Annotated in this window: 18 protein-coding genes; 6 read left to right on the top strand and 12 right to left on the bottom strand. The window is 68.1% G+C overall.

Annotated features, from left to right (window positions below; genetic code table 11):
* Positions 1-230: 230 nt before the first annotated feature.
* Positions 231-854, top strand: coding sequence for a PAS domain-containing protein (locus IEW15_RS21355; RefSeq protein ID WP_188581764.1), 624 nt, complete (start codon positions 231-233; stop codon positions 852-854).
* 45 nt (positions 855-899) lie between these two features.
* Here IEW15_RS21355 and IEW15_RS21360 read toward each other — a convergent pair whose 3' ends face one another.
* From IEW15_RS21360 to dprA, 6 genes are all read right to left on the bottom strand, one after another.
* Positions 900-1,673 (bottom strand): ferredoxin--NADP reductase, encoded by a 774-nt coding sequence (locus IEW15_RS21360; RefSeq protein ID WP_188581766.1) that lies wholly within the window; start codon positions 1,671-1,673, stop codon positions 900-902.
* Positions 1,674-1,842: 169 nt separating this feature from the next.
* Complete coding sequence (locus IEW15_RS21365) at positions 1,843-3,045, bottom strand: multidrug effflux MFS transporter (RefSeq protein WP_188581790.1); 1,203 nt, start codon at positions 3,043-3,045, stop codon at positions 1,843-1,845.
* Positions 3,046-3,131: 86 nt separating this feature from the next.
* Positions 3,132-3,902, bottom strand: a complete 771-nt coding sequence (locus tag IEW15_RS21370; RefSeq protein WP_188581769.1) for an HpcH/HpaI aldolase family protein — start codon at positions 3,900-3,902, stop codon at positions 3,132-3,134.
* Positions 3,902-6,283: a ribonuclease R gene (gene rnr, locus IEW15_RS21375; protein ID WP_188581771.1), complete on the bottom strand. Its 2,382-nt coding sequence runs from the start codon at positions 6,281-6,283 to the stop codon at positions 3,902-3,904. The genes IEW15_RS21370 and rnr overlap by 1 nt, the downstream gene beginning before the upstream one ends.
* 204 nt (positions 6,284-6,487) lie before the next feature.
* Positions 6,488-9,370 (bottom strand): type I DNA topoisomerase, encoded by a 2,883-nt coding sequence (topA, locus tag IEW15_RS21380; RefSeq protein WP_229708452.1) that lies wholly within the window; start codon positions 9,368-9,370, stop codon positions 6,488-6,490.
* Positions 9,371-9,470: 100 nt separating this feature from the next.
* The gene (dprA, locus tag IEW15_RS21385) at positions 9,471-10,646 is read right to left on the bottom strand and encodes a DNA-processing protein DprA (RefSeq protein ID WP_229708454.1); all 1,176 of its coding nucleotides are present in this window, start codon (positions 10,644-10,646) and stop codon (positions 9,471-9,473) included.
* A gap of 282 nt (positions 10,647-10,928) precedes the next feature.
* Here dprA and IEW15_RS21390 point away from each other — a divergent pair, with 282 nt between their 5' ends.
* Complete coding sequence (locus IEW15_RS21390; RefSeq protein ID WP_188581773.1) at positions 10,929-13,676, top strand: AMP-binding protein; 2,748 nt, start codon at positions 10,929-10,931, stop codon at positions 13,674-13,676.
* Positions 13,677-13,697: 21 nt separating this feature from the next.
* Here the strand turns inward: IEW15_RS21390 and plsY are convergent, their stop codons facing one another.
* From plsY to IEW15_RS21420, 6 genes are all read right to left on the bottom strand, one after another.
* The gene (plsY, locus tag IEW15_RS21395) at positions 13,698-14,339 is read right to left on the bottom strand and encodes a glycerol-3-phosphate 1-O-acyltransferase PlsY (RefSeq protein WP_188581775.1); all 642 of its coding nucleotides are present in this window, start codon (positions 14,337-14,339) and stop codon (positions 13,698-13,700) included.
* A 49-nt stretch (positions 14,340-14,388) separates the two neighbouring features.
* On the bottom strand, positions 14,389-15,732 hold the full coding sequence (locus IEW15_RS21400; RefSeq protein WP_188581778.1) for a dihydroorotase: 1,344 nt from the start codon (positions 15,730-15,732) through the stop codon (positions 14,389-14,391).
* Positions 15,733-15,798: 66 nt separating this feature from the next.
* A complete protein-coding gene (locus tag IEW15_RS21405; RefSeq protein ID WP_188581779.1) occupies positions 15,799-16,734 on the bottom strand; it encodes an aspartate carbamoyltransferase catalytic subunit in 936 nt (311 codons plus the stop codon).
* 257 nt (positions 16,735-16,991) lie between these two features.
* On the bottom strand, positions 16,992-17,807 hold the full coding sequence (locus IEW15_RS21410) for an ABC transporter permease (protein ID WP_188581781.1): 816 nt from the start codon (positions 17,805-17,807) through the stop codon (positions 16,992-16,994).
* Positions 17,807-18,655: an ABC transporter ATP-binding protein gene (locus IEW15_RS21415; RefSeq protein ID WP_188581794.1), complete on the bottom strand. Its 849-nt coding sequence runs from the start codon at positions 18,653-18,655 to the stop codon at positions 17,807-17,809. Before IEW15_RS21415 ends, IEW15_RS21410 begins: the two co-directional genes overlap by 1 nt.
* Before the next feature lie 250 nt (positions 18,656-18,905).
* Complete coding sequence (locus IEW15_RS21420; protein ID WP_188581783.1) at positions 18,906-19,850, bottom strand: AEC family transporter; 945 nt, start codon at positions 19,848-19,850, stop codon at positions 18,906-18,908.
* Positions 19,851-20,125: 275 nt separating this feature from the next.
* On the opposite strand from IEW15_RS21420, the gene IEW15_RS21425 reads away from it, so the two are divergent.
* The 4 genes from IEW15_RS21425 to IEW15_RS21440 form a co-directional block, all read left to right on the top strand.
* A complete protein-coding gene (locus IEW15_RS21425; protein WP_188581798.1) occupies positions 20,126-21,472 on the top strand; it encodes an alanine/glycine:cation symporter family protein in 1,347 nt (448 codons plus the stop codon).
* Between the two features lie 293 nt (positions 21,473-21,765).
* Positions 21,766-22,296, top strand: a complete 531-nt coding sequence (locus IEW15_RS21430; RefSeq protein WP_188581785.1) for an MBOAT family O-acyltransferase — start codon at positions 21,766-21,768, stop codon at positions 22,294-22,296.
* Positions 22,297-23,208, top strand: a complete 912-nt coding sequence (locus tag IEW15_RS21435; RefSeq protein WP_188581787.1) for an MBOAT family O-acyltransferase — start codon at positions 22,297-22,299, stop codon at positions 23,206-23,208.
* Between the two features lie 10 nt (positions 23,209-23,218).
* Positions 23,219-23,485 (top strand): hypothetical protein (locus IEW15_RS21440; RefSeq protein ID WP_188581789.1); only part of this gene is annotated, 267 nt, incomplete at its 3' end.

The following is a 23,485-nucleotide window of genomic DNA, read 5'->3' on the forward strand; positions in this document are numbered from 1 at the left end:
ATGTCCCCCTCTCAGGAACACTCATACAGACTCCACTTCGCCACCGGTCGCCAGGGCTATTCTTCAAATGCGATTCCCCTGGGAGTCGCACCCGTCCGGGGGCTGTCATGCGCCGCTGTCACAGGGGGCGCGGTGGATCGGCGCCGCAGGTGATGGTATGTGCCCTGGTATGTGCCCAAGGAGGGGAGGGCGCTGTGGGGCGGTGCCGTGGCGAAGCAGGAGAGGATGTCGTGACGGTCAGGCAGGCTGACGTCGATTGTGCGGGCTTCCGGCGCGGGCTGGGGCGGGCCTCGCCCCTGGTCGACCTGTTCGCCCTGTGGCGCGGCTGGGGCGCCGCCACGGGCGGCCTGCCGGCGCCACGCGCGGTGGACCCGGTGGCGATGCGCCGGCATCTTGGCCGGGTGATGCTGCTGGACGTGACTGGCCCCGACCGCTGGCTTGTCAGAGTGGCGGGCGAGGGGTTGCGCGAGATGTTCGACGCCGACCTGACCGGCCATGTCGTGCCCGACAGCCTGCCGCCGGAGCTGAGGGCGCGGGCGCTGGCCACCTATGGCCCGGTGACGGCCGAGGCGGTGTGCTGGCTGGCGATTGCCTGTTATCGGCGCCCGGGGCCCCGCAGGCGGGTCTTCTATCGCCGGATGGTGCTGCCGCTGGGCCATCTGGAGGCACCGGCCCCTGAGGCCGCCAGGGGGGCGGCGGCACGGCCGGTGGTCACCCGGCTGCTGGTCGGGTTCGACTGGCGCGTGCTGCCGCCGCTGTCGCTGCCGCTGTGGGAATTGCTGGACGACAGCGACGCCCCGAAGATCCGTCGCGATCTGGTGTTGCGGCGGACGACCGGCGCCGCCGCCGGCTGATCAGGTGCTGCGGCCGGCCGGCCTGTCGCCTGGGCCACCGGGGCCTTACCGGTCGACGAAGGCCTTCTCGATCACATACTCGCCCGGCGTGCTGCTGTTGCCTTCCTTGAAGCCGCGCGCTTCTGCCATCTTCTGCAGATCGGCCAGCATTTCCGGGCTGCCGCAGATCATGATCCGGTCATGGGCGGGGTCGAAGGGCGTGGTGCCGATATCGGTGAACAGCTTGCCGCTGTCGATCAGGTCGGTGATCCGGCCCTGATTGCGGAACGGTTCGCGCGTCACCGTCGGATAGTAGATCAACTGGTTGCGGACCGCCTCGCCATAGAATTCGTGGTCGGGCATCTCCTTGGTGATGTGGTCGTAATAGGCAAGCTCGGCCACTTCCCGGCAGGTATGGGTCAGCACCACCGTCTCGAACCGGTCATAGACGTCGGGGTCGCGGATCAGGCTCATGAACGGCGCCAGGCCCGTGCCGGTCGACAGCATGTACAGCGTGCGGCCCGGCTTCAGATTGTCCTTCACCAGCGTGCCGACCGGCTTGGCACCCACCAGCATCGGGTCGCCGCGCTTGATGTGCTGAAGCCGCGAGGTCAGCGGCCCGTTCTGAACCTTGATGCTGAGGAATTCCAGCGTGTCCTCGTAATTCGGGCTGGCGACGCTATAGGCGCGGAGCAGCGGCTTGCCGTTCACCTCCAGCCCGATCATCGTGAACTGGCCATTCTCGAAGCGGAACGCCGGGTCGCGGGTCGTCGTGAAGCTGAACAGCCGGTCGGTCCAGTGGTGGACGTCGATCACGCGCTCGGTACGGATGTTGCTCATCGCTCAAGCTTCCAGGTCTGGACGTGGGAAGATACCCCGCGCTGCGCGAGGGTTGTTGATATAATTCGCGCGGCACGTTCATCCCGCGTCTTCGATTAGTAGTGCGTCCGATATTGCGAAGCAATATTAAGCTGTGGAAAACCGACGGGGGGCGCCATCGGGCCGGCGGTCATGGTCCTGTTGCCGGACTGGCGGGGCGCGGTGTCCACCAGCCGAAACCGGCGTTGGCCAGGCCCATCAAGGCAATCGCCGCGGCCATCGGCCAGGCACTGCCATCATCCAGCGCGCCCACCAGCGCGGCTGAAATCGCGCCGGTGCCGAATTGCAGCAGGCCCAGCAGGGCCGCGGCGCTGCCGGCGCGGGCACCGAAGGGCGACATGGCGACCGCGGTGGCATTGGGCATGATCAGGCCGTTGACGGCGATACACAGAAACAGCGGCACCATCAGCATGGCCAGTCCGGTCGCCGTGCCCACCGGCGCGATGCCTGTGGCCACGATCGCGGCCAGCGACACGCCGGCCACAGCCTGGGTGGTACAGGCCATGCGCATGATGGCAGCAGGGCTGCGGCCGCGTACCAGCCGGGCATTCATCTGCGATGCCAGGATCAGACCGGCGGCATTGGTGCCGAACAGCCAGCCATAGGCGCCGGGACCGACCCCGTACAGGTCGATGAACACGAAGGGCGATCCGGCGATATAGGCGAACATCGCCCCCATCGCCGCGCCACCGGCCAGCGCCGGGGCGATGAAGCGGCGATCCAGCGCGAAACGCAGATAGGTCAGGCCGATTGCAGCCACGCCCTGACGGCGGCGGCGGTCGGCCGGCAGGCTTTCCGGCAGCGCCAGGGCCACCACCACCAGCGCCAGAACGCCGGCGCCGGTCAGCACCCAGAAGATCGACCGCCAGCCCGCCACCACCAGCAGCTGTCCGCCGATCAGCGGCGCCAGGATGGGTGCGGCCCCCATCACCAGCATCAGCCGCGCCAGCATGATCGCCGAGCCGCGTTCGTCGAACAGGTCGCGGATCACCGCGCGTGACATCACCATGCCGGCACAGCCGCCCAGCGCCTGAACCAGCCGCCACATCACCAGCGCATCGACATCGGCCGCCAGCGCGCAGCCGATGCTGCCGACGGTATACAGAACGACGCCGGCCAGAAGCGGCAGCCGCCGGCCCAGACGGTCGGCCAGCGGCCCATAGATCAACTGGCCACCGGCGAGCCCGGCAAAGAACAGCGCCAGCGTCGCCTGCACCGCCGACGGATCGGCCGCAAGGTCGCTGGCAATCGCCGGGAAGGCCGGCAGATACATGTCGATCGACAGCGGTCCGAACGCCGCGAGCAGCCCCAGGATCAGCGCCAGTCGCAGCATTGGCGGAGCGGCGGGCCGGGCGGTGGGGCCGGCAGTGTCGGTGGGGCGGCTATGGTCGGTCATCTCTGTGCCCGCCGGCCTTCCGGTCAGTCGCCGCGGGCCTGGTCGGCGCTGGCGGCGGCCGCGGTGGCCATCAGGCCCAGATCGCTGCCGATGGTCGCGAAGCGATAGCCCAGGCCGCGCATGGCGCGGGCCATCGCCGGGTCGGTGCAATGAATGCCGGCGGCGATACCGGCCCCCTTGGCACGGGTGGCGATGGCGGTGATCGCCTCGGCCAGCGCCGGGTCGGCATCGGGATGGCCGCCGGTGAAGCCCAGTCTCAGGCCCAGGCCCAGATCGTTGGGGCCGACAAAGATCGCATCCAGCCCCGGCGTCGCCAGAATTGCGTCCAGCGCGTCCAGGCCCGCCCGGGTCTCGATCATCGCGATCGCCAGCACCTGCGCGTCGATCGCCTTCAGATAGCCGCGGCCATAGACCGGCCCGGCGCGCACCGGGCCGAAGCTGCGGCCGCCATGGGGTGGAAACCGGCAGGCGGCGGTCAAAATCGCGGCGCCGGCGGCATCGTCGATCAGCGGCGCGATCACGCCCAGGGCGCCGTGATCCAGCGCCCGCATAGTATCTTCCGGCCGGTTGGCCGGCACCCGCACGATCGGTGCCGTGCCATGACGGCCGATCTCGGCCAGCAGCCGCAGGCAGGTGGCGTCGTCGATCACACCATGCTGGCGGTCGATGGCCAGGAAGTCATAGCCCGCCGCATCCATCATCGCCGCCGATGTGGCACTGTCGGACATGAGGAATGTGCCGACGGCGAAGCCATCCGCTTCCGCAATGATCCGTCGCAGCCTGTTGTCGATCATCACCGTCCTCCCCGTCTGGGTGCACCACCGGACCGTCGCAGCGGTGCCCGTCCGCTTCCACCTGCGCGGCCGCCACCACCACGGCCGCCGCCATGGCCGTCGCCGCGGGCATCGCGCGCCCGCGCCCGTTCGGCCGCGACCTCACGGGCCAGCGCCTTCAGCCGCTTCACCTGGCCCGGCGTCGGCGGCTTGCCGGGGCGGCCGCCCTCAATGATCTCGAACAGCAGGCCACCGGCCACGATATCGGCCTCGCGCAGCCGGATCTCCACCCGGTCGCCCAGGGCAAAGCGCATGCCGGAACGTTCTCCGATCAAGGCCTGCTCGCCGGGATCCAGGATGAAGTACTCCCGACCCAGGGTGGAAATCGGCACGAAGCCGTCGGCGCCGGTCTCGTCCATCTCGATGAACAGGCCAACCCCGTGCACGCCGGTGATCCGCCCGCCGAAGCTGGCGCCGACCTTGTCGGCCAGGAACACCACCAGCAGGCGGTTGGTGACCTCGCGCTCGGCCAGATCGGCGCGACGCTCGGTGATCGACAGGTGTTCGCCCAGGGCATGCAGGCCGTCGGCGGCGGCACCGTCCAGCCCGTCATTGCCAAGGTTCAGCGCCCGGATCAGCGATCGATGCACGATCAGGTCGGCATAGCGCCGGATCGGCGAGGTGAAATGGGCATAGCGTTCCAGCGACAGCCCGAAATGGCCGATATTGTCGGGGCTGTAGGTCGCCTGCGACTGGCTGCGCAGAACCGTGGTGTTCACCTGATGCTCAAGCGGTGTGTTGGCGACCTTCTTCAGCACCCGGTTGAAATCACGCGGCTCGACATGGACCGAATTGGTGAAGGGCAGATCCAGCGAGGCCAGATAATCGCGCAGCACCGATACCTTGTCGGCCGGGGGCTGGTCGTGGACCCGGAACAGGCATGGCCGGTTGCGGCGGATCAGCGTGTCCGCCGCCGCCACATTGGCCAGGATCATGAACTCCTCGATCAGCTTGTGGGCGTCGAAGCGCAACCGGGTGCGGATATCGGTCACCCGGCCGGTCTCGTCCATGACAACCCGCCGCTCGGGCATGTCGATCTCCAGCGCGCCACGCTTGCGGCGGGCCGCGTCCAGCACCTGGAAGGCGTCGTAGAGCGGCGTGATCACCGGGGCCATCAGCGGCTGGATGTCGCCGTCCGGGTTGCCATCGCGGGCCGCCTGGACGCGGTTATAGGTCAGCCGCGCCGCCGATCGCATCAGCCCGCGCACGAAACGGTGCTCGATTAGCTGGCCATCGGCATCGATCCGCATCATCGCGGCCAGGCAGTGCCGGTCTTCGTTGGGGCGCAGTGAGCACAAGCCGTTCGACAAGGCCTCGGGCAGCATCGGCACCACCCGGTCGGGGAAATAGACCGAATTGCCGCGCTCCTCGGCCGACCGGTCCAGCGCGCTGCCGGCGGTGACGTAATGGGCCACATCGGCGATCGCGACCCGGATGATATGGCCGCCGGGATTGGCCGGATCGGGGTCGGGCTCGGCATGAACCGCGTCGTCGAAGTCGCGCGCATCCTCGCCATCGATGGTGACGAAGGCAATGGCGCGCAGATCCTCGCGGCCGCCCGACAGGATCGGAGGCTTGGCGGCCTCGGCCTCGCGGATCGCCGCCGGCGGGAAATGATCGGGGATGCCATGGGTCTCGATCGCCAGATCGATGATCGCGGCACCGGTCTGTTCCAGCCCCAGCCGCTTCACCACCCGGGCGCGCGGCAGGCCAAGCCTGCGGCCGGGCAGGGTTTCGGCGACCACGAACTCGCCGTCGACGGCCCCGCCAAGCTCGGCCTCCTCGATCGCATAATCGGTCTTGGCGCGGCGATCGGCCGGGATCAGGCGGAAGCCGTCATCGATCTCGCGAATGGCGCCGGTGATGCGCCGGCTGCGGGTTTCCAGCCGCCGGATCACCCGCGCCTCATAGACGCCGGCCTCACCGCGTGCCAGCCGGACCAGCAGGCGGTCGCCAAAGCCCGGCGCCGCCTCGTCGCGCGGCTTCAGTCCGGCTTCGCGCAGCACCACGATCGGCGGCGGCGCGCCCCGGGCGTCATCATCCCACACCGCCGGGCGGGCCTCGGCCTCGCCGGTCTCGTCGTCGATCGAGGTGACATCCACCACCAGCACCGATGGCAGGGTGCCGGGCTCGGCCACCTGGCGGGCGCCCGCGCGTTTCAGCGTGCCATCATCCTTCAGCTCGCGCAGGATCCGCTTCAACCCGATCCGGGCGCCGCCGGTGATGTTGAAGGCGCGGGCGATCTCGCGCTTGCCGACCGGGCGGTCGCTTTCGGCGATGAAGGCCAGGATCTGTTCGCGGCTGGGCAGGCGATCGATGTCGTCGTCGGATGATGAAGTCAAGTCGGCGGGTCGCTTTCGGCGGACGGAGCTTGGCCACGGGCAGAGAGCCTGCGCGGACGAAACGGTCTGGCGGCACGGTACGCCCGTGCCGCCGGCCCGGCAAGTCGTTGCCACGCAAAGCTGCCCTGTTCAAGCGCCCGGATGGTTCAGCGGTTCCGCCGCCATCCGGGTGCATCCGGTGCAGGATGCAGGCGGCCCTTCGGCTCAGCCCGCCACGGTCTTGCCGGCGGCGGGCTTGCGGCCGCCGGTCCGGGGGGCTGCCTTGGGCCTGGTGGCGGCGGTCTTCACCGGAACCGCGCCGTCGAACGGCGCCTCGTCGTCGCCCGCCGATGCCTTGGCGGCGGGTTTCTTCGCGGCCGCCGGCTTCTTTGTCGCGGCCGGGGGCGTGGCCGGATCGGCGCCGTCGGCCTTAGTCGCGACCTTTTTGGCCGCCGGCTTCTTCGCGGTCGACGCCGTCTTCGCGGTTGATGTCTTTTTCGCGGTTGATGTCTTCGCGGGTGCCTTCTTCGCGCCGGCTGCCGTCGAGCCGGCCGCCTTGGCCTTGGCCGGTGCCTTGCGGGTCTTGCCGGTGGCGGCGGCGCGGGCATCGACCAGGGCGATCGCGTCGTCCAGGGTCAGGGCCTCGGGTTCCGTCGCCTTGGGCAATGTGGCGTTGACCGCGCCATGCTTCACATAAGGGCCATAGCGGCCCTTGTAGAGCGCGATCTCGCCGCCCTGCGGATGCTCGCCCAGCACGCGCAAGGGGGCGACACCGCCACCCCGGCCCTTTGGCGCTTCGGCCAGCAGGGCGACGGCGCGGTTGATGCCGATGGTCAGCACGTCGTCATCGCCGCTCAGCGATTTATAGGCGCCATTATGGCGCAGATAGGGTCCGAACCGGCCGATGCCGGCGGTGATCATCTCGCCGGTCTCCGGGTGCGTGCCGATATCGCGCGGCAGCGCCAGCAGGCCGACGGCGATATCCAGCGTGACGGCTTCGGCGGTCAGCCCCTTGGGCAGCGAGGCCCGTTTGGGCTTTTCGCCGCCGCCGCCTTCGCCCAGTTGAACATAGACCCCGTAAGGGCCCTTGCGCAGCGTGACCGGCAGGCCGGTTGCCGGGTCGTCGCCCAGATGCTTCGGCCCCACATCCAACCCGGTCGCGCCGGCTTCCGAGGCGCCGTCGCCGGTGCCGGCGGCACCGCCGACCGGCCGGGTGAACTTGCAGTCGGGATAGTTCGAGCAGGCGACGAACGAGCCGAACTTGCCCAGCCGCAGCGACAGCCGGCCATTGGCGCAGGCCGGGCAGGCGCGCGGATCGCTGCCGTCTTCGCGATCGGGGAAGACATGGCGTTCCAGCCGGGTTTCGACCGCGGTCAGCACATCGGCGATCTTGAGGTCGCTGGTGCCGTCGATCGCCATGTGGAAGGCCTGCCAGAAGGCGCGCAGCACCGACTTCCAGTCGACATCGCCTTCCGCCACCCGGTCGAGTTCGCTTTCCAGCCGGGCGGTGAAATCATATTCGACATAGCGGTCGAAGAAGCTGACCAGAAACGCGGTGACCAGCCAGCCACGGTCCTCAGGCACGAAGCGCTTCTTGTCGAGCACCACGTAATCGCGGTCCTGAAGCACCGAAATGATCGAGGCATAGGTCGACGGCCGGCCGATGCCCAGTTCTTCCAGCTTCTTGACCAGCGTCGCCTCGGTATAGCGCGGCGGCGGCTCGGTGAAATGCTGATCGGGCTTCACCGGGCCGCGATCCAGCGGCTCGGCGCGCTCGAACGACGGCAGACGCTTTTCCTCGTCCTCTTCCTCGTCGTCGCGGCCTTCCTGATACAGCGTCAGAAAGCCGTCGAAGGCGATGACGCTGCCGGTGGCCCGGAACATGGCGGCCTTCGTGCTGTCGACCACCTCGATCGCCACCTGATCCAGCAGGGCCTGGGCCATCTGGCTGGCGACGGTGCGCTTCCAGATCAGCTCATACAGCCGGAACTGGTCGTCGTCGAGATGGCTGCGGACCTCCTTGGGCCGGCGGAACACATCGGTCGGGCGCACCGCCTCATGGGCTTCCTGGGCGTTCTTGGCCTTGTTCGCGAAACTGCGTGGCCGGTCGGGCAGATAACGGGTGCCGTGAACCTGGTCGACCAGATCGCGGATCGCCGCCACCGCCTCGTTCGACAGGTTGACGCTGTCGGTTCGCATATAGGTGATCAGGCCGACCGTCTCACGGCCAAGGGCGATGCCCTCATACAGCTTCTGCGCCACCTGCATGGTCTTCTTGGCCGAGAAGCCCAGCTTGCGGCTGGCTTCCTGCTGAAGTGTCGAGGTGGTGAAGGGGGGGGCCGGGTTGCGGCGACCCTGTTTGCGTTCGACATCCGACACCCGCCAGCCCGACAGGCTCTCGATCCGCCCCACCACATCCATGGCGGCGGTTTCAGAACCCAGCGCGAATTTGTCGAGCTTCTCGCCGTCAAGGGCGGTCAGCCGGGCCAGAAGCCGGCGCTCGCCAGCGGCGAACTCGGCGTCGATGGTCCAGTATTCGCGGGTGCGGAAGGCCTCGATCTCGGCTTCACGCTCGCAGATCAGCCTGAGCGCCACCGACTGGACGCGGCCGGCCGAGCGTGAGCCCGGCAGCTTGCGCCACAGCACCGGCGACAGATTGAACCCGACCAGATAGTCCAGCGCCCGCCGGGCCTGCTGGGCATTGACCAGGTTCATGTCGATGTCGCGCGGGTTGGCGATCGCCTTCTGGACCGCGGTCTTCGTGATCTCGTGGAACACCACCCGCTTGACCGGCACGCCCTTCAGCGCGCCACGTTTTTCAAGGGCGTTGTGGACGTGCCAGCTGATCGCCTCGCCCTCGCGATCCGGGTCGGTCGCGAGAAACAGTTGGTCGGCCCCCTTCAGGGCGCCGACAATGGCTTTCAGATGCTGTTCGGACTTTGGATCGACCTCATAGGTCATTGCAAAGTCTTCATCGGGCCTGACAGATCCGTCCTTCGCCGGCAGATCGCTGACGTGACCGTAGCTGGCGAGGACTCGGAAGTCATCTCCCAGATACTTATTGATCGTCTTGGCTTTCGCAGGCGATTCGACGACGACGACCTTCATGGGCTGCCTTGCTGGTCTCCGCGCTTGTACAGACCCGCCGGCTCCCGGTCAGGGGATCGGTCAGGCTTCTCTCGTCCGCGCCGCGGCCGGGGCGCGGGGATCAGCCCATGCTCAGCGACACCATTCTTCTGGGCAGGCGAATGAGCCGCCCGGCAAGTTCCAGTTCCAACAAAATCGTGAGAATGGTGGCCGCCGTCAAGCCGCTCGCATGGACGAGGTCGTCGACGCCCATCGGATCGGCGGCGATCAGCGGCGGAATCAGGCCGCGCGCGGCATCCAGTTCGGCGTCGTCCGGACCGGATTGCAGCACCTGATCGCGCAGCGCCGGATGGGGCAGGGCCAGGGGATGAGGCTCGCCCAGAGGCTTGTCGAGCAGCGAGCGGATCGCCTCCAGCACGTCGGCGGCGTTGCGCACCAGAGTGGCGCCGTCGCGGATCAGCCGGTTGCAGCCCTCCGACCGGCTGTCGGCGGGCGATCCCGGCACGGCCAGCACCTCGCGCCCATACTCGCCGGCAAGCCGGGCGGTGATCAGTGACCCGGATCGCGGCGCCGCCTCGATCACGACCGTGGCGAGCGTGCTGCCGGCGACGATGCGGTTGCGGCGTGGAAAATGTCGGGCAACCGGCTCCACACCCGGCGGCTGTTCGGCCAGCAGCAGGCCCTCGGTGGCGATCCGTGCCTGGAGCGCCGCGTGTTCGGGCGGATAAACCACATCGATGCCGCCGGCGACCACACCCATGGTGCCAGCGCCGCCGGTGCCGGCGCCGAGCGCGCCGTCATGGGCGGCGGCATCGATGCCGCGGGCAAGCCCTGAGACCACCACGATGCCGGCGGCCGCAAGGTCAGCGGCCATCCTGCCCGCCAGCCGGCATGACGGAAGGGCGGCGGTGCGCGCGCCAACCAGCGCCACGGCCGGGGCTGCCGCCACGGTATCGTGACCACGGATCTGCACGAGCGGCGGTGGATCCGGTATCTCGGCAAGGCGTGGCGGATAGCCGGGTTCGCCCATGGCCACAAGCCGGGCGCCGGCGGCGGTGATCCGACGCAGCTCGGCCTCGGCCTTGGCGCGTGAGGGCGGGGTCAGCGGCCGGGCGCGGCCGCCGCGTCGCGCCAGTTCCGGCACAGCCTCCAATGCCCGCGCGGCAGTGCCATAGCGGGTGAGAAGCTCGAAGAATGTGATCGGGCCGACCTGTTCCGTGCGGATGAGCCTCAGCCAGTCGAGCCGCTCCGCCCGGGTCAGCACACTGCTGCGCGACGTGGACATGGGCCAGAGCATGCCAGCTTTTCCCATTATACGTCAATGATCAATATATTATCGAAATTAATCTTCTAATGGTTGAAATAAGATGACGGAAAGGCAGGCAGTGGTCCGGCCTCGTTCTGCTCTGGATGGATCTGTGTCATCTATGCCATGACTGGATCTGACGGACATGGATGGAGATGCTGCGCAGATGGTCACAGATGGTTGGCGCCATCCGACCGACACGCCGTGGTGCGCGCTTTGGTGTCGGACCATTGACGACCCGGCACAGCCGGCGCCGATGACGGGCGCCGTGGCATGATGCCGCATCCTCGCGCCGCCGATGCCATGCTCGCGCCGATCCGGCCCGACCGGCTGGAACGGCCGGTGTTCGCGGTGTTCGAGGCGGCGGTGGCGATCGATCCGCAAGCTGTGGCGGTTTTTGGCGGAACCACGGCTGGCGAGGCGGTGACCCGCTATGGTGAATTGCATCTTATGGCATGCAGAATCGCGGCGGCGACCGATGCCGCCTCGCCATCGGGCGTGCCAGTGGCCGTGGCTTTGCCCGCCTCTGCCGGATGTCTGGCGGCGCTGCTGGCGGCACTGGCGGCGGGGCGGCCATGCGTGCCGCTGGACCCGTCCTTTCCGGCCGATCGCAACCGCATGATCATGGACCATGCCGGGGTCGGTCTGCTGGTGACCGATCGGGCCAGCCGCGACCGGTCGCCGGCGCTGGCCGCCGTGGCGCTGGCGGCGGGGGCCGCGGTGATCGTGATCGACGATCTGCCACGGTTGCCGTCATCGGACTGGCACCCCACCGGCCGCGCCGACGATATCGCCTGGGTGATCTATACCTCCGGCTCGACCGGCAGCCCCAAGGGGGTCTGTCAGACCCAGCGCGGTCTGCTGCACGATATCTTCCAGTATCTCGACGTCACCGGCATCGGTCCCGGCGACCGGCTGACCCAGCTGTATTCGCCGAGCGTCGGCGGTGCGCTGCGCGATATGTATGGCGCGGTGCTGTCAGGAGCGGCGCTGGTGCCGGTCGATCTGCGGGACGAAGGCATCGCCGGCGTCGCCCGCCGCTTTCAGACGGCGCGTCCGACGGTGTTTCACGCCATGCCGACGGTGTTGCGGGCGCTGACCGACAGTGGTGCCGGACCGGCGGCGCTGGGCCAGGCGCGGCTGGCCTATCTTGCCGGCGAGCGGATCTTTGCCGACGATCTGGCCAGGGTTTTCGCGTCGGCACCCGATGATCTGCTGATCTATGTCGGCATCGGCTCCACCGAGAATGCCACGATCTATCGCCATTGGCTGATCGACCGTGCCACGGCGGCCGGGCTGGATGGCGGGCTGGTGCCGGTCGGCTGGCCGGTGGCCGACCGCCGCATGCGGCTGATCGATGCCGCCGGCCAGCCGGTTGCCGAGGGCGAGGTGGGCGAGATCGAGGTTGAAAGCGCCTTCATGGCCGCGGGCTATTGGCGCGATCCGGCCCTGACCGCGGCCACCTTCCAGACCGGCGGCGATGTGGCGCCGGGTGCCCGCCGGCTGCGCACCGGCGATCTGGGGCGGCTGCGGCCTGATGGCCTGCTCGATTTCATCGGCCGTGCCGATCGCCAGGTGAAGATCAGGGGCTATCGGGTGGAACCGGCCGAGGTCGAGGCGGTGTTGCGGGCCCTGCCGGGGGTGGGCGACGCGGCGGTGCTGCCCGATCAGGCGGCCGGCCCGGCCTCGGGCGCCGTCGCCGGGCTGGCTGCGGTGCTGGTGCCGGCGCGTGGCGTCGTGCTGGACCTCGCGGCCCTGCGCCGCCGGCTGGCGGCCACCCAGCCGCCACATCTTCTGCCGCGCCGGCTGCTGGTGGCGGCCGATCTGCCCAGGCTGGCCAATTTCAAGCTGGATGGCACCGCGCTGTCGGCCTGGATCGCCGCCTTGCCGGAGGTCGCGCCCGAACCGGACACCGCCGCGGTCGAGCCGCCGGCACGCGCTGTGCCGGATGATCTGGATGCGGCGATCGACGTGGCCTGGGCGGAGATCCTGGGCAGCGACGCACCGCTGTCGGGCGTCAGCCTGCGAGATCTGGGCGGGGACAGCCTGGATCTGCTGAGGCTTACGGCCAGAATCGAGAGCCTGACCGGTCTGGCGCCGCCCCTGGACCTGCTGAGCGGCGACGTGACGCCCCAGAGGCTGCGCGTGGGCATGCGGTCGGGCGCGGTGCGCAAGGTGCCAGTCGGCGATGATGGCGGCCGGACCAGATTGCTGTTCATGCTGCCGGGGGCGCCCGGCGCCAGCGAGGGCCTGTTCGCGCTGGCCGGTCACCTTCAGGCCCGCTATCGGGTCCAGATCGTGCCTCTGCCCGATCTGGACCATGAACTGCGCAGCCGGCGGGAGATCGGCGATCTGGCGCGTGAGGCGACGGAACTGATCATGGCGCGGCTTGCCCATGCGGCGGCGGATGCGGGCGAGACGCCGGACGGGCGGCCGTCCGCTTTCGCGCTGTTCGGTCTGTCCTTCGGCGGGCGGATCGCCGCCACGGTCGCGGCAGAGCTTGCGGCGCGGGGCCGGCCGGCCGGGCTGGTGGTGATCGGCGACATTCCGGCTCAATATCGCGATGCCGCGGCGGTCATGGCGGCCGGGGGCACCGGCCGCCGCCCCGGCAGTGCCGGTGCATGGCTGCGTCGTGGTCTTGGGGGCGGTTTCGGTCGCGCCGTGTTCCATCTGGCGCATCGCAAGGATCGGCGGTTGCTGCGCTGTCTGGTGGGCGCGGCACGCGTGGTGGCGCCGGGACGGGCGATGCGCGGCCTCGTGGAACGGCGCGCCGTCAGCAGCCTGCGCCGATCGATGGTTCTGGGCTGGCGGCCACCGGCCTTGTCATGCCCGGTGCTTCTGATCGTCACCGACGACACCCGTCGCAATCATGCGGGGCTGAGCGAGGATCTTGGCTGGCGGCAGAGTACGCCACGGCTGTCGGTGGTGCGGGTGCCGGGCGATCATGTCACCATCGCCGCCAACATCACCGGCCTGTCGCGCATCGCGGAGGCAATGGATGCCGCCTGGCATCAGGGATAGGCGGTTTCTGCCGAAGGCCGGTCAGCGGCCCGGTTTGTCCGATGTCCGGCCGATGCGGGGCTCGGTGCCGTCGAGCAGCCGGCGGATATTGCCGCGATGGCGGATGAACACCAGCACCGCCACGAACAGCGCCACACCGGCCATGGCCGGGCCGGGCGTCGCCAGACCGGGGCTTGCCAGCAGCAGGCAGGCGACCGGTGCCGCCGCGAAGGCCGACAGCGCCGCCAGCGACGAGAAGCGGGTGACCAGCGCCACCAGCAGCCAGATGGCGCAGGCGATCAGGCCGATCTGCCAGTTCAGCGCCAGCAGCACCCCAAGCCCGGTGGCGACACCCTTGCCGCCCTTGAAGCCCAGCCACACCGGAAACAGGTGCCCCAGAACCGAGGCGCCGGCCGCGGCGATGGCGGCACCGGGGCCCAGCAGCGCGCCGGCGATCAGGGTGGCCGCCGCCCCCTTGCCGCTGTCGAGGATCAGGGTCGCCAGCGCCAGTGGCTTGTTGCCGGTGCGCAGAACGTTAGTGGCGCCGATATTGCCCGAACCGATCCGGCGGACATCGCCCAGCCCCGCCATCCGGGTCAGCACCACGCCGAAGGGTACCGAGCCCAGAAGATAACCGCCGATCACCGCGATGATCAGCGGCCAGAGGGCTGTGCTGTCGGCCATGGGGCGGCTCCTGGATGCGGGGACGTCAGGGTCGTGTGGTCATAGCGGTTCAGGTGAGCTGAAACACCGTCCGGCCGCGCACCACCGTGCGCAGCGCCCGGCCGCGCAGGGTGCGGCCATCGAAGGGCGTGTTCTTCGACTTGGAATGCAGCAGGGCCGCATTCAATACCCATTCATGCTCGGTCGAGAACACCACCAGATCGGCGGGGGCACCCTTGGCCAGACGGCCGGCCCGGCTGCCCAGCAACTCGGCCGGCTTCAGCGTCATCGCCGCCACCGCATCCAGCAGCGAAATATGGCCGTCCCGCACCAGTTCCAGGGTCAGCGGCAGCATGGTTTCCAGCCCGACCACACCGTTGGCGGCATGGGCGAAGGGCACCCGCTTGCTGTCCTGGTCGTGCGGCGCGTGGTCGGTGGCGATGGCATCGATGGTGCCGTCGGCCAGACCCTCGATCATCGCATCCACGTCGCGGGCGGCGCGCAGGGGCGGCGCCATCTTGGCGAAGGTGCGATAGTCGCCGATCGCCCGGTCATCCAGGGTGAAGTGATGGGGCGTGACCTCGGCGGTCACCGGCAGGCCCCGGCGCTTGGCCTGCCGCACCGCCTCCACCGCTTCGGCGGTCGATATATGCGCGACATGATAGCGGGCCTTGCCGCCGGTCAACTCCACCAGCCGGATATCGCGATCGACGATCACGGTTTCGGCGGCGTTGGGAATGCCGGGCAGGCCCAGCCGGGTGGCGGTCTCGCCCTCGTTCATGCAGCCGCAGCCCGCCAGACGATGATCCTCGGCATGCTGCGCCACCATCAGCCCGAAACCGCCGGCATAAGACAGCGCCCGCCGCATCACCTGGGTGTCCCAGACCGGCAGACCGTCATCGCTGAAATAGGCGGCGCCGGCCTCGGCCAGCAGCCCCATCTCCACCAGCCGTTCACCCTTCAGCCCCTTGGTGATCGCGGCCACCGGCAGCACGTTGACGATGCCGGTCTCCCGCGCACGGCGATAGATGAAGTCGACCAGGGCTATATCGTCGATCACGGGCGCCGTGTTCGCCATGCACGCCATGGTGGTGACACCGCCGGCGGCGGCGGCGCGGCTGCCGGTGTGGATGGTTTCCTTGTGCTCATGGCCCGGCTCGCGCAGATGAACATGCATGTCCATCAGACCCGGTGCCAGCACCAGCCCGGTGCAGTCGACCACCGTCACGCCCTCGGGCACGCCGTCATTGAACAGCGACGGCCCCAGATCGACGATGCTGTCGCCTTCGGTCAGCAGGCTGCCGATCCGGTCCAGCCCGGTCGCCGGATCGATCAGCCGGGCATTGACATAGGCGACCCGTCCGGGAAGCGGGCTCTGATCGGGGGTCGCGTCGGCGAAGACGGGCGTGGACATGGTCGTGGTTCCCTCCGGGGGACGGCAGAAGACGGTGCGGCGACGATGTGCGATGGAACCGGGCGGTCAGGCCGGCAGGTTGCGGCAGAGCACGTCCAGACAGGCCTGACGGACGGCGACACCCAGCTCCACCTGATCCAGAATGACGCTGCGGTCGATATCGTCGGCCAGCACGCTGTCGATCTCGACGCCACGATTCATCGGGCCGGGATGCATCACCAGCGCATCGGGGGCCGCCACGGCCAGCTTTTCATACGACAAGCCGTAGAAATGGAAATACTCGCGGATCGACGGGATATAGGCGCCCTGCATCCGTTCAAGCTGCAGGCGCAGCATCATCACGATATCGACGCCTGCCAGGCCCTCCTCCATCCGGTTGAACACCTGCACGCCCATCCGGTCGATGGCGGTCGGCACCAGAGTCGGCGGCGCGATCAGCCGCACCTCGGCCCCCATGGCGTTCAGCAGATGGATGTTCGACCGCGCCACACGGCTGTGCAGGATGTCGCCGCAGATCGCGACCTTCAGCCCCGAGATCCGGCCGCGCCGGCGGCGGATGGTCAGGGCGTCCAGCAGCGCCTGTGTCGGGTGTTCGTGATTGCCGTCGCCGGCGTTGATCACCCCGGCATGGACCTTCTCGGCCAGCAGCTTCACGGCGCCGCTGTCGCCATGGCGCACCACCAGGATATCGGGATGCATGGCGTTCAGCGTCTGGGCGGTGTCGATCAGGGTCTCGCCCTTCTTCACGCTCGACGTGGCGACCGACATGTTGATCGCATCGGCGCCAAGGCGCTTGGCCGCCAGTTCGAACGAGGTCCGGGTGCGGGTCGAATTCTCGAAGAACAGATTGATGACCGTCCGGCCCTGCAGGGTGGACCGCTTCTTCTGGGCCTGACGGTTCAGGTCGACATAGCCATCGGCGACATCGAGCAGATAGCCGATCTCGCGGGCATCCAGCCCCTCGATGCCAAGCAGGTGGCGGTGTGCGTAACCGGTGTCCATCTGGAATTCCTCGAACGCGCGCGCGAACGCGGGCGCGGAAACCTCTTCCGCACCTCGGCGGCGGACTATACGGGACCGGGCGCCAGGGGTTCAAGCCCGGGACATCCGGTCAGACGAAGCGGCGCCCGCGGTCGCGTCGTGGTCTGTCAAACGAAGCGGCGTCCGCGGTCGCGTCGGAGTCTGTCAGACGAAGCGGCGCCCGCGGTCGCGTCGGAGTCTGTCAAACGAAGCGGCGCCCGCGGTCGCGTCGGAGTCTGTCAAACGAAGCGGCGCCCGCGGTCGCGTCGCCAGGCCATCAGCGCCACCCAACCGAACACCACGCCCCAGCCCAGCAGCCATGCCCAGTGGATCAGTGGCAGCGGCCCGTCGGCGATGGCGTTCCAGGCCAGTTCGGCATAATGGCGGGTGGGGGTCAGCAGCGAGATCTGGTTGACGATATCGGGCAGCATCGATGGCGGCAGCCACAGCCCGCCCAGGAAAGCGAGCGGGAAATAGACCAGATGCGCGATCGGCACGCTGGCCCGGGCCGAGACGCTGAGCCCGATGGCCAGTCCCAGCAGGGCGAAGGGAATGCCACCCAGGATCAGCACCACCAGCAGCTTGACCGCGGCGGTGAGGGTGAGTGTCGCGCCGTTGATGGCGATGGCCAGCACGATCACCGGCGCCACCGCCGCCATCGAGAAGGCGAGCGCCGTCACCACCTGTGCGGCGATCCGCGGGCCGCCGCCGGCGGGCAGGGTGCGCAGATAGGCGAACCACGGCTTCTCGCGCGACTGGGCCACACCCACGCCGAACTGGAAGAAGGCGACACCCAGCACTCCGAACAGCCCCCAGGCGGCGGCGAGCCGTCCGGCCTCGGCGGGGTTCGAGGCGTTTGTGGCGCCGAAGAACAGATAGAGCAGCGACGGCATGGCGATGGTCGACATGGCGAAGGATGTCGACCGGCCGAGTTCCCGCAGTGTCGCGCGCAGATGGGCCGCGAACAGCCGCCCGAAGCCCGGCGCCGCACTGTCGCCGGCCGAAAGGCCGGCTGTGGCGGCGGTCTGGATGGTGGTGGTCTCGCTGCGGCTCATCACATACTCTCCCCACGGCCGCTGCGCACGATCGACATCAGCGCCTCTTCCAGTGTCGCCGCCCTGACATCCAGATCGGCGAAGGGCGCGCCGCTCATCACCAGGGCGCGGACGGTGTCGTCGGCGCGCGCCGTGACCAGCACGATTTCGGTGCCGGAGCGTTCCACCCGCTCGATGCCCAGCGCCTTGGCGTCGAGCGGCGGCAGATGGGCGGCCGTGAACCGCACGCGCCTGAGGCTGACCCGGCCGCGGATATCGGCGAGCGAGCCTTGTGCCACGACCCGGCCCTGATCGATCACCGCGATCCGGCGGGCCAGCGCCTCGGCCTCTTCCAGATAATGGGTGGTCAGCAGCACCGTGCCGCCGCCGGCCACATAGCCGTCGACCGCCGCCCACAGCATGCGCCGCGCCTCGACATCCAGCCCGGTGGTGGGCTCGTCCAGGAACACGGCCTCGGGCCTGCCGGCGAAGGCCAGCGCCACCGCCAGCCGGCGCTTCTGGCCGCCCGACAACCCGCCGGTCTGGCGGCTGGCCAGCGTGCCCAGCCCGAAGCGGTCGAGCAACTCCGCTTTGGGCAGCGGGTTCGGATAATGGGCCGAGACCAGGTCGATGACCTCGCCCACACGCAGCGTCTCGGGAAAGCCGGTATCCTGGGGCGTGGCGCCGACCATGCGCCGTGCGGCCGGATCGTCGGGGCTGCGGCCGAACAGGCGCACCTGGCCGGAATCGGCCTTGCGCAGGCCCAGCAGCAGCGACACGGCGGTGCTCTTGCCGGCGCCATTGGGGCCCAGCAGTGCCAGAACCTCGCCGCGTGCCAGGGTCAGGTCGATATTGTCCAGTGCGGTCATCGCGCCATAGCGCTTGGTGATGCCGGTCAGGCTGGCGGCAAGATCGGTATCCGCGACCTGTGGGCCGGAACTGATTTCGGCGCGGACGGAAGGCTGGCTCGGCCTCGGCTGGCTCACGGGGCTTGTGTCCTCAGGCGGGCTGTCGACCGGCGTTCACACACGGCAGCAAGACGCCGGTCCGTGCGGGTCGCCGGTCTGTTGTGATTGGCGGTAACGCCTTGGCGGCCCAGCGTCAAGCCGAAACCGGCGATCAAGGCAGAACCAGGGTCAGCGACAGCGGCATGGTGATCAGGGCCGCGAGCGTGCTGGCGGTGATGATGGCGGCGGCGAGCGGCGCGTCACCCCCCAACTGGCGCGCCAGAATATAGGCCGATGTCGCGGTCGGACATGCGGCAAAGAGTACCGTCACCAGCCGGGTGGTGTCGTCGACCCCGAAGGGCCACAGGATCAGCAGGGCCAGCAGCGGCATCACGAACAGCTTGATGGTGCAGGCGATCATCATGCCGCCGGCCGCCCCGCCCAGACCGGCGCTGCCGCCGACCCTCAGGTTCAGCCCGGCGCCCACCGCCAGCAGCGCCAGCGGCAGCGATCCCGCCGCAAGGATGTCGAGTGTCTCACCCAGCACTGGTGGCATGCCCAGCCCCGACACGCCAAGCGGAATACCGATGGCGCAGGCGATGATCAGCGGATTGGTCAGCACCAGCCGTAACAGCGGCGGCTTCGGCGCCGCATCCTCGCCATCCGGCGGCAGCGCACAGGCGGCGACGCAGATCACGCTCAGCAGATTGAGCAGCGGCACCATCGCCGCCACGGCCAGTCCGGCCAGCGCCAAGCCCTCGCGGCCAGCCAGCGCGCCGGTGGCGGCGAAGGCGACATAGGTATTATAGCGCAGCGAGCCCTGGAAGATCGAGCTGAAGGCTGGTCCGTCGCCCGGCATCAGCCGCCGGGCCAGCACCAGCAGCCCCGCCATCAGCAGGATGCCGCCGGTCAGCGCCGCCGCCATCGGCAGGGCACTGGCGGCCGGAAAGTTGCCCCGGGCGGTGCTGGTGACCAGCAGGGCGGGGAACAGCACCATATAGGTCAATCGGTCGAGCAGCGCCCAGAACCGATCGCCCGGCAGGCCCGCGCGCTTCAGCCCCGCACCCACCAAGATGACGGCGAATGTCGGGAGCAGGGCGAGGAATATGTCGGTCATCGGTGGTCCGGCGATGCGGTGGGGGCGGCAGCCGGACCAAGAATGGGCCGCCTCCAGCGGTCGTGCAACCACGCAATCGTCCATCCGTGAACAGTGGGGCGGCGCGCCGGATGATTGCCGGAAAGTTGCGCTGTGATCGACCTTCGATGCAGACTGGGCCATCACGGAACTGCGCGGCGGCGGGCGTCTCTCTTCCGGGCCCGGTCATGGCTGCCTGTTTGTGGCCGATGCCATGGTCACCCGCACCGCCCCCGCGCCGGATCGACGAGGCGATGATGGACGATCTGACCACCTTTCTGGGCGATGTCTCGGGCATCGTCTGGGGACCTGTGATGCTGGTGCTGCTGCTTGGCACCGGCGTCTATCTGATGTTGGGCCTGCGGTTTCTGCCGCTCCGGCGCATCGGCACCGGCTTCGCGCTCGCCTTCGGGCGCGGCCCCGCCAGAACCGCCGATACGGGCGAGATCAGCCCGTTCCAGGCGTTGGCGACCGCTTTGTCCGCCACCATCGGCACCGGCAATATCGCCGGCGTCGCCACCGCGATCGCGCTGGGCGGGCCGGGGGCGGTGTTCTGGATGTGGATCACCGCCCTGTTCGGGATGGCGACCAAGTTTTCGGAAGCCGTGCTGGCGGTGAAATACCGCGAGACCGATGCGAGCGGCGCCCATGTCGGCGGGCCGATGTATTACATCCGCAACGGCCTGGGCCCGAAATGGACGTGGCTGGGCCTGCTGTTCGCGCTGTTCGGCATGATCGCCGGCTTCGGCATCGGCAACACCGTTCAGGCCAATTCCATCGCCACAGCCCTCGATCACAGTTTCGGCCTGCCGGTCTGGATCAGCGGGCTGGTGATGATGGTGCTGGTGTTCCTGGTGATCATCGGCGGCGTGCGCCGGATCGGCCAGGTCGCGGGCGGTCTGGTGCCGGCGATGGCCGCGATCTATATCATCGGCGCGCTGGCGGTGATCCTGGTCCAGATCGACAAGGTGCCGGATGCCTTCGCCACCATCTTCGACGCGGCCTTCAGCGGCACGGCGGCGACCGGCGGCTTCGCCGGCGCCACGGTCGCGGCGGCGATCCGCTTTGGTGTCGCGCGCGGCATCTTCTCGAACGAGGCCGGACTCGGCAGCGCGCCGATCGCTCATGCCGCCGCCCGCACCAATGATCCGGTCCGCCAGGGGCTGATCGCGATGCTGGGCACCTTCATCGACACCATCATCGTCTGCACCATGACAGCGCTGGTGATCGTGATGTCGGGCCTGTGGACCGAGGGCGCCAGTGGCGCGCCGCTCAGCTCCGCCGCCTTCGAGGTGGGCCTGCCGGGCTTTGGCGGCTGGGTGGTGACGATCGGGTTGGTGCTGTTCGCCTTCACCACCATTCTGGGCTGGAGCTATTACGGCGAACGCTGCGCCCAGTTCCTGTTCGGGCCGCGGGTGATCCTGCCCTATCGGCTGTTGTGGGTGGTGGCGATCTTCGCCGGCGCGGTCGCCGATCTCGGGCTGGTGTGGATCGTCGCCGACATCCTGAACGCGCTGATGGCGGTGCCCAATCTGATCGCGCTGCTGGCGCTTTCCGGCACGGTCTTTGCCACGGTGAAGGCCTGGAAGGGCGCCCGGCTATAATCACCGACCCGACATATAAGAGGATGCGTGGAGGCCCGCCCGGCATTGGTCGCCAGGCGGACTTCTGCGTGTCTGGACCAGGGGATCCGAATCGCCGCAGACCAGTCATGACACAATGGACCTTGCCAACTTCATGATGCACTATAGCGTTCGTCAATTTACTGGACTCAGACGTGAATGTTTAGGGCGGCGGTCAATGCGTGAGATTTGACGGTTGATTCAGGATATCGATGTTCTGTCAGGGTGGGCGCGGCCCTCCATTTTGATTAATAATCTCATCTGAGGGAATCGAGATGAGTTTTACGTCTATTGAGTATTTTATTTTCTTGCCCGTTTTATTTGTTCTGTATTGGATTTTAGCGCCGCGCCCGGGGAAATCCTTGCTTTTGGTGGCGAGCCTTGGATTCTATGCCGCCTGGAGTGTGTGGTATTTATCTCTCATTATTGGTGTGGCGGCAATCTGCTGGTATGCGGGGCGCCAGATCAATGATGCGGATCAGGAGGCAGTGAAGCGACGCTGGATCGCTATTGCCGCTGTCGTCTGTATGAGCGTGCTGTGCATCTTCAAGTATTTCAACTTCTTCTCGGTCAGCATTGCCGACGGTTTTGGCGCAGCCGGAATCGATCTGGATCCATTCATTCTGAATGTCCTGCTGCCCGTCGGTATTTCGTTCTACACGTTCCAGGCTCTCAGCTATGTCGTGGATGTGAAGCGCGGCAGCATGCCCGCCACGCGCAGCTTTCATGACTTTCTCCTCTACGTGTCCTTTTTCCCGCAGCTGGTTGCCGGCCCGATCGAGCGGGCGACGCGGCTGCTGCCATAGTTGACCTGGCGTCAGAAGGTCACGGCGGAGGATCTCAAGGCCGGCGTCGCCCGCATCCTGTGGGGGCTGTTCAAGAAGCTGGTGGTGGCCGACACGGTGTCGATGCAGGTCGATGCTGTCTATGCCGACCCCTCGTCGCAGTCGGGCCCGGCCCTGGTCGTGGCGACGATCCTGTTCGGCATCCAGATCTATTGCGACTTTTCGGCCTATAGCGATATAGCCATCGGCAGTGCGCGGCTGTTCGGCGTCAACCTGATGGAAAACTTCCGCTCGCCCTATCTTTCGACCAGCATCTCGGAGTTCTGGCGCCGCTGGCATATCTCGCTGTCCACCTGGCTGCGGGACTATGTGTACGTGCCTCTGGGCGGCAACCGGACAGCGCGGTCACGCTGGTACTTCAACATCATGGTCACCTTCTTCCTCAGTGGCTTGTGGCACGGCGCCAACTGGACTTTCGTGGTCTGGGGCGCCCTGCACGGGCTTGCAATCGTGATCGAACGGATGATCGGCTGGCCGGCGACGGCGTCCGGTGCACATGGCCTGGGCGGCAAGATCCTGGTGGGGGTGCGATGGCTGACGACGCTGACGCTGGTGATGTGTGCCTGGGCGTTCTTCCGCGCCGACAGCCTCGGTGATGCCATGACCGTCTTCGGTGGTATGGGCAGCGGCTGGTCGCATCTGTCGACGGCAAGCATCATGGCGGGTGTGCCAGCCGATCGTGTCGGCATCGGTTTTGCCATGTTCCTCGCCGTCTTCGCCATCGAGGCGTTGTGGTGCGAGCGCGCCGATATCGGCAGCCGGATCGCCGGCGTGAACCTTGTTGTCCGGTGGAGCGCGATGCTGATGCTGCTGTTCGGCGTCATCATGCTCGGCACCTTCGGGTCCGAGGCCTTCATCTATTTCCAGTTCTGAGGGCGCTGTCATGTCTCCGACCGATACGACCGATATGAACGGCGCCGGCACATCGGCGCGTCCCGGCCATTTTCAGGCGTCGTGGAAGCGGCTGACGGTGGCCTGTGGCGTGTTCCTCGCCATCGTGATGCTGCTCGATCAGGGGCTCGACCATCTCCTCGGACTGGGCGTGCCCGCCGATTATCGTGTCTTTCTAGCAGGCTGCGGAAAAATCCATCTATCTGGCCCCTTTCCCCGTCTGCCAGCGTCGTTTGAGGGTGCTTGTGCGGGGTTACGG

The organism is Tistrella bauzanensis (assembly GCF_014636235.1).
GTDB classification, from domain to species: domain Bacteria; phylum Pseudomonadota; class Alphaproteobacteria; order Tistrellales; family Tistrellaceae; genus Tistrella; species Tistrella bauzanensis.

What these genes read in the sequence shown, in the direction of transcription:
- IEW15_RS21415 (WP_188581794.1), bottom strand. Translation starts at nt 18,655, where the DNA reads ATGACCGCACTGGACAATATCGACCTGACCCTGGCACGCGGCGAGGTT.
- IEW15_RS21420 (WP_188581783.1), bottom strand. Translation starts at nt 19,850, where the DNA reads ATGACCGACATATTCCTCGCCCTGCTCCCGACATTCGCCGTCATCTTG.
- IEW15_RS21370 (WP_188581769.1), bottom strand. Translation starts at nt 3,902, where the DNA reads ATGATCGACAACAGGCTGCGACGGATCATTGCGGAAGCGGATGGCTTC.
- IEW15_RS21425 (WP_188581798.1), top strand. Translation starts at nt 20,126, where the DNA reads ATGGACGATCTGACCACCTTTCTGGGCGATGTCTCGGGCATCGTCTGG.
- dprA (WP_229708454.1), bottom strand. Translation starts at nt 10,646, where the DNA reads ATGCTCTGGCCCATGTCCACGTCGCGCAGCAGTGTGCTGACCCGGGCG.
- IEW15_RS21400 (WP_188581778.1), bottom strand. Translation starts at nt 15,732, where the DNA reads ATGTCCACGCCCGTCTTCGCCGACGCGACCCCCGATCAGAGCCCGCTT.
- IEW15_RS21430 (WP_188581785.1), top strand. Translation starts at nt 21,766, where the DNA reads ATGAGTTTTACGTCTATTGAGTATTTTATTTTCTTGCCCGTTTTATTT.
- plsY (WP_188581775.1), bottom strand. Translation starts at nt 14,339, where the DNA reads ATGGCCGACAGCACAGCCCTCTGGCCGCTGATCATCGCGGTGATCGGC.
- IEW15_RS21365 (WP_188581790.1), bottom strand. Translation starts at nt 3,045, where the DNA reads ATGCTGCGACTGGCGCTGATCCTGGGGCTGCTCGCGGCGTTCGGACCG.
- IEW15_RS21390 (WP_188581773.1), top strand. Translation starts at nt 10,929, where the DNA reads ATGATGCCGCATCCTCGCGCCGCCGATGCCATGCTCGCGCCGATCCGG.
- IEW15_RS21405 (WP_188581779.1), bottom strand. Translation starts at nt 16,734, where the DNA reads ATGGACACCGGTTACGCACACCGCCACCTGCTTGGCATCGAGGGGCTG.
- IEW15_RS21360 (WP_188581766.1), bottom strand. Translation starts at nt 1,673, where the DNA reads ATGAGCAACATCCGTACCGAGCGCGTGATCGACGTCCACCACTGGACC.
- IEW15_RS21410 (WP_188581781.1), bottom strand. Translation starts at nt 17,807, where the DNA reads ATGAGCCGCAGCGAGACCACCACCATCCAGACCGCCGCCACAGCCGGC.
- topA (WP_229708452.1), bottom strand. Translation starts at nt 9,370, where the DNA reads ATGAAGGTCGTCGTCGTCGAATCGCCTGCGAAAGCCAAGACGATCAAT.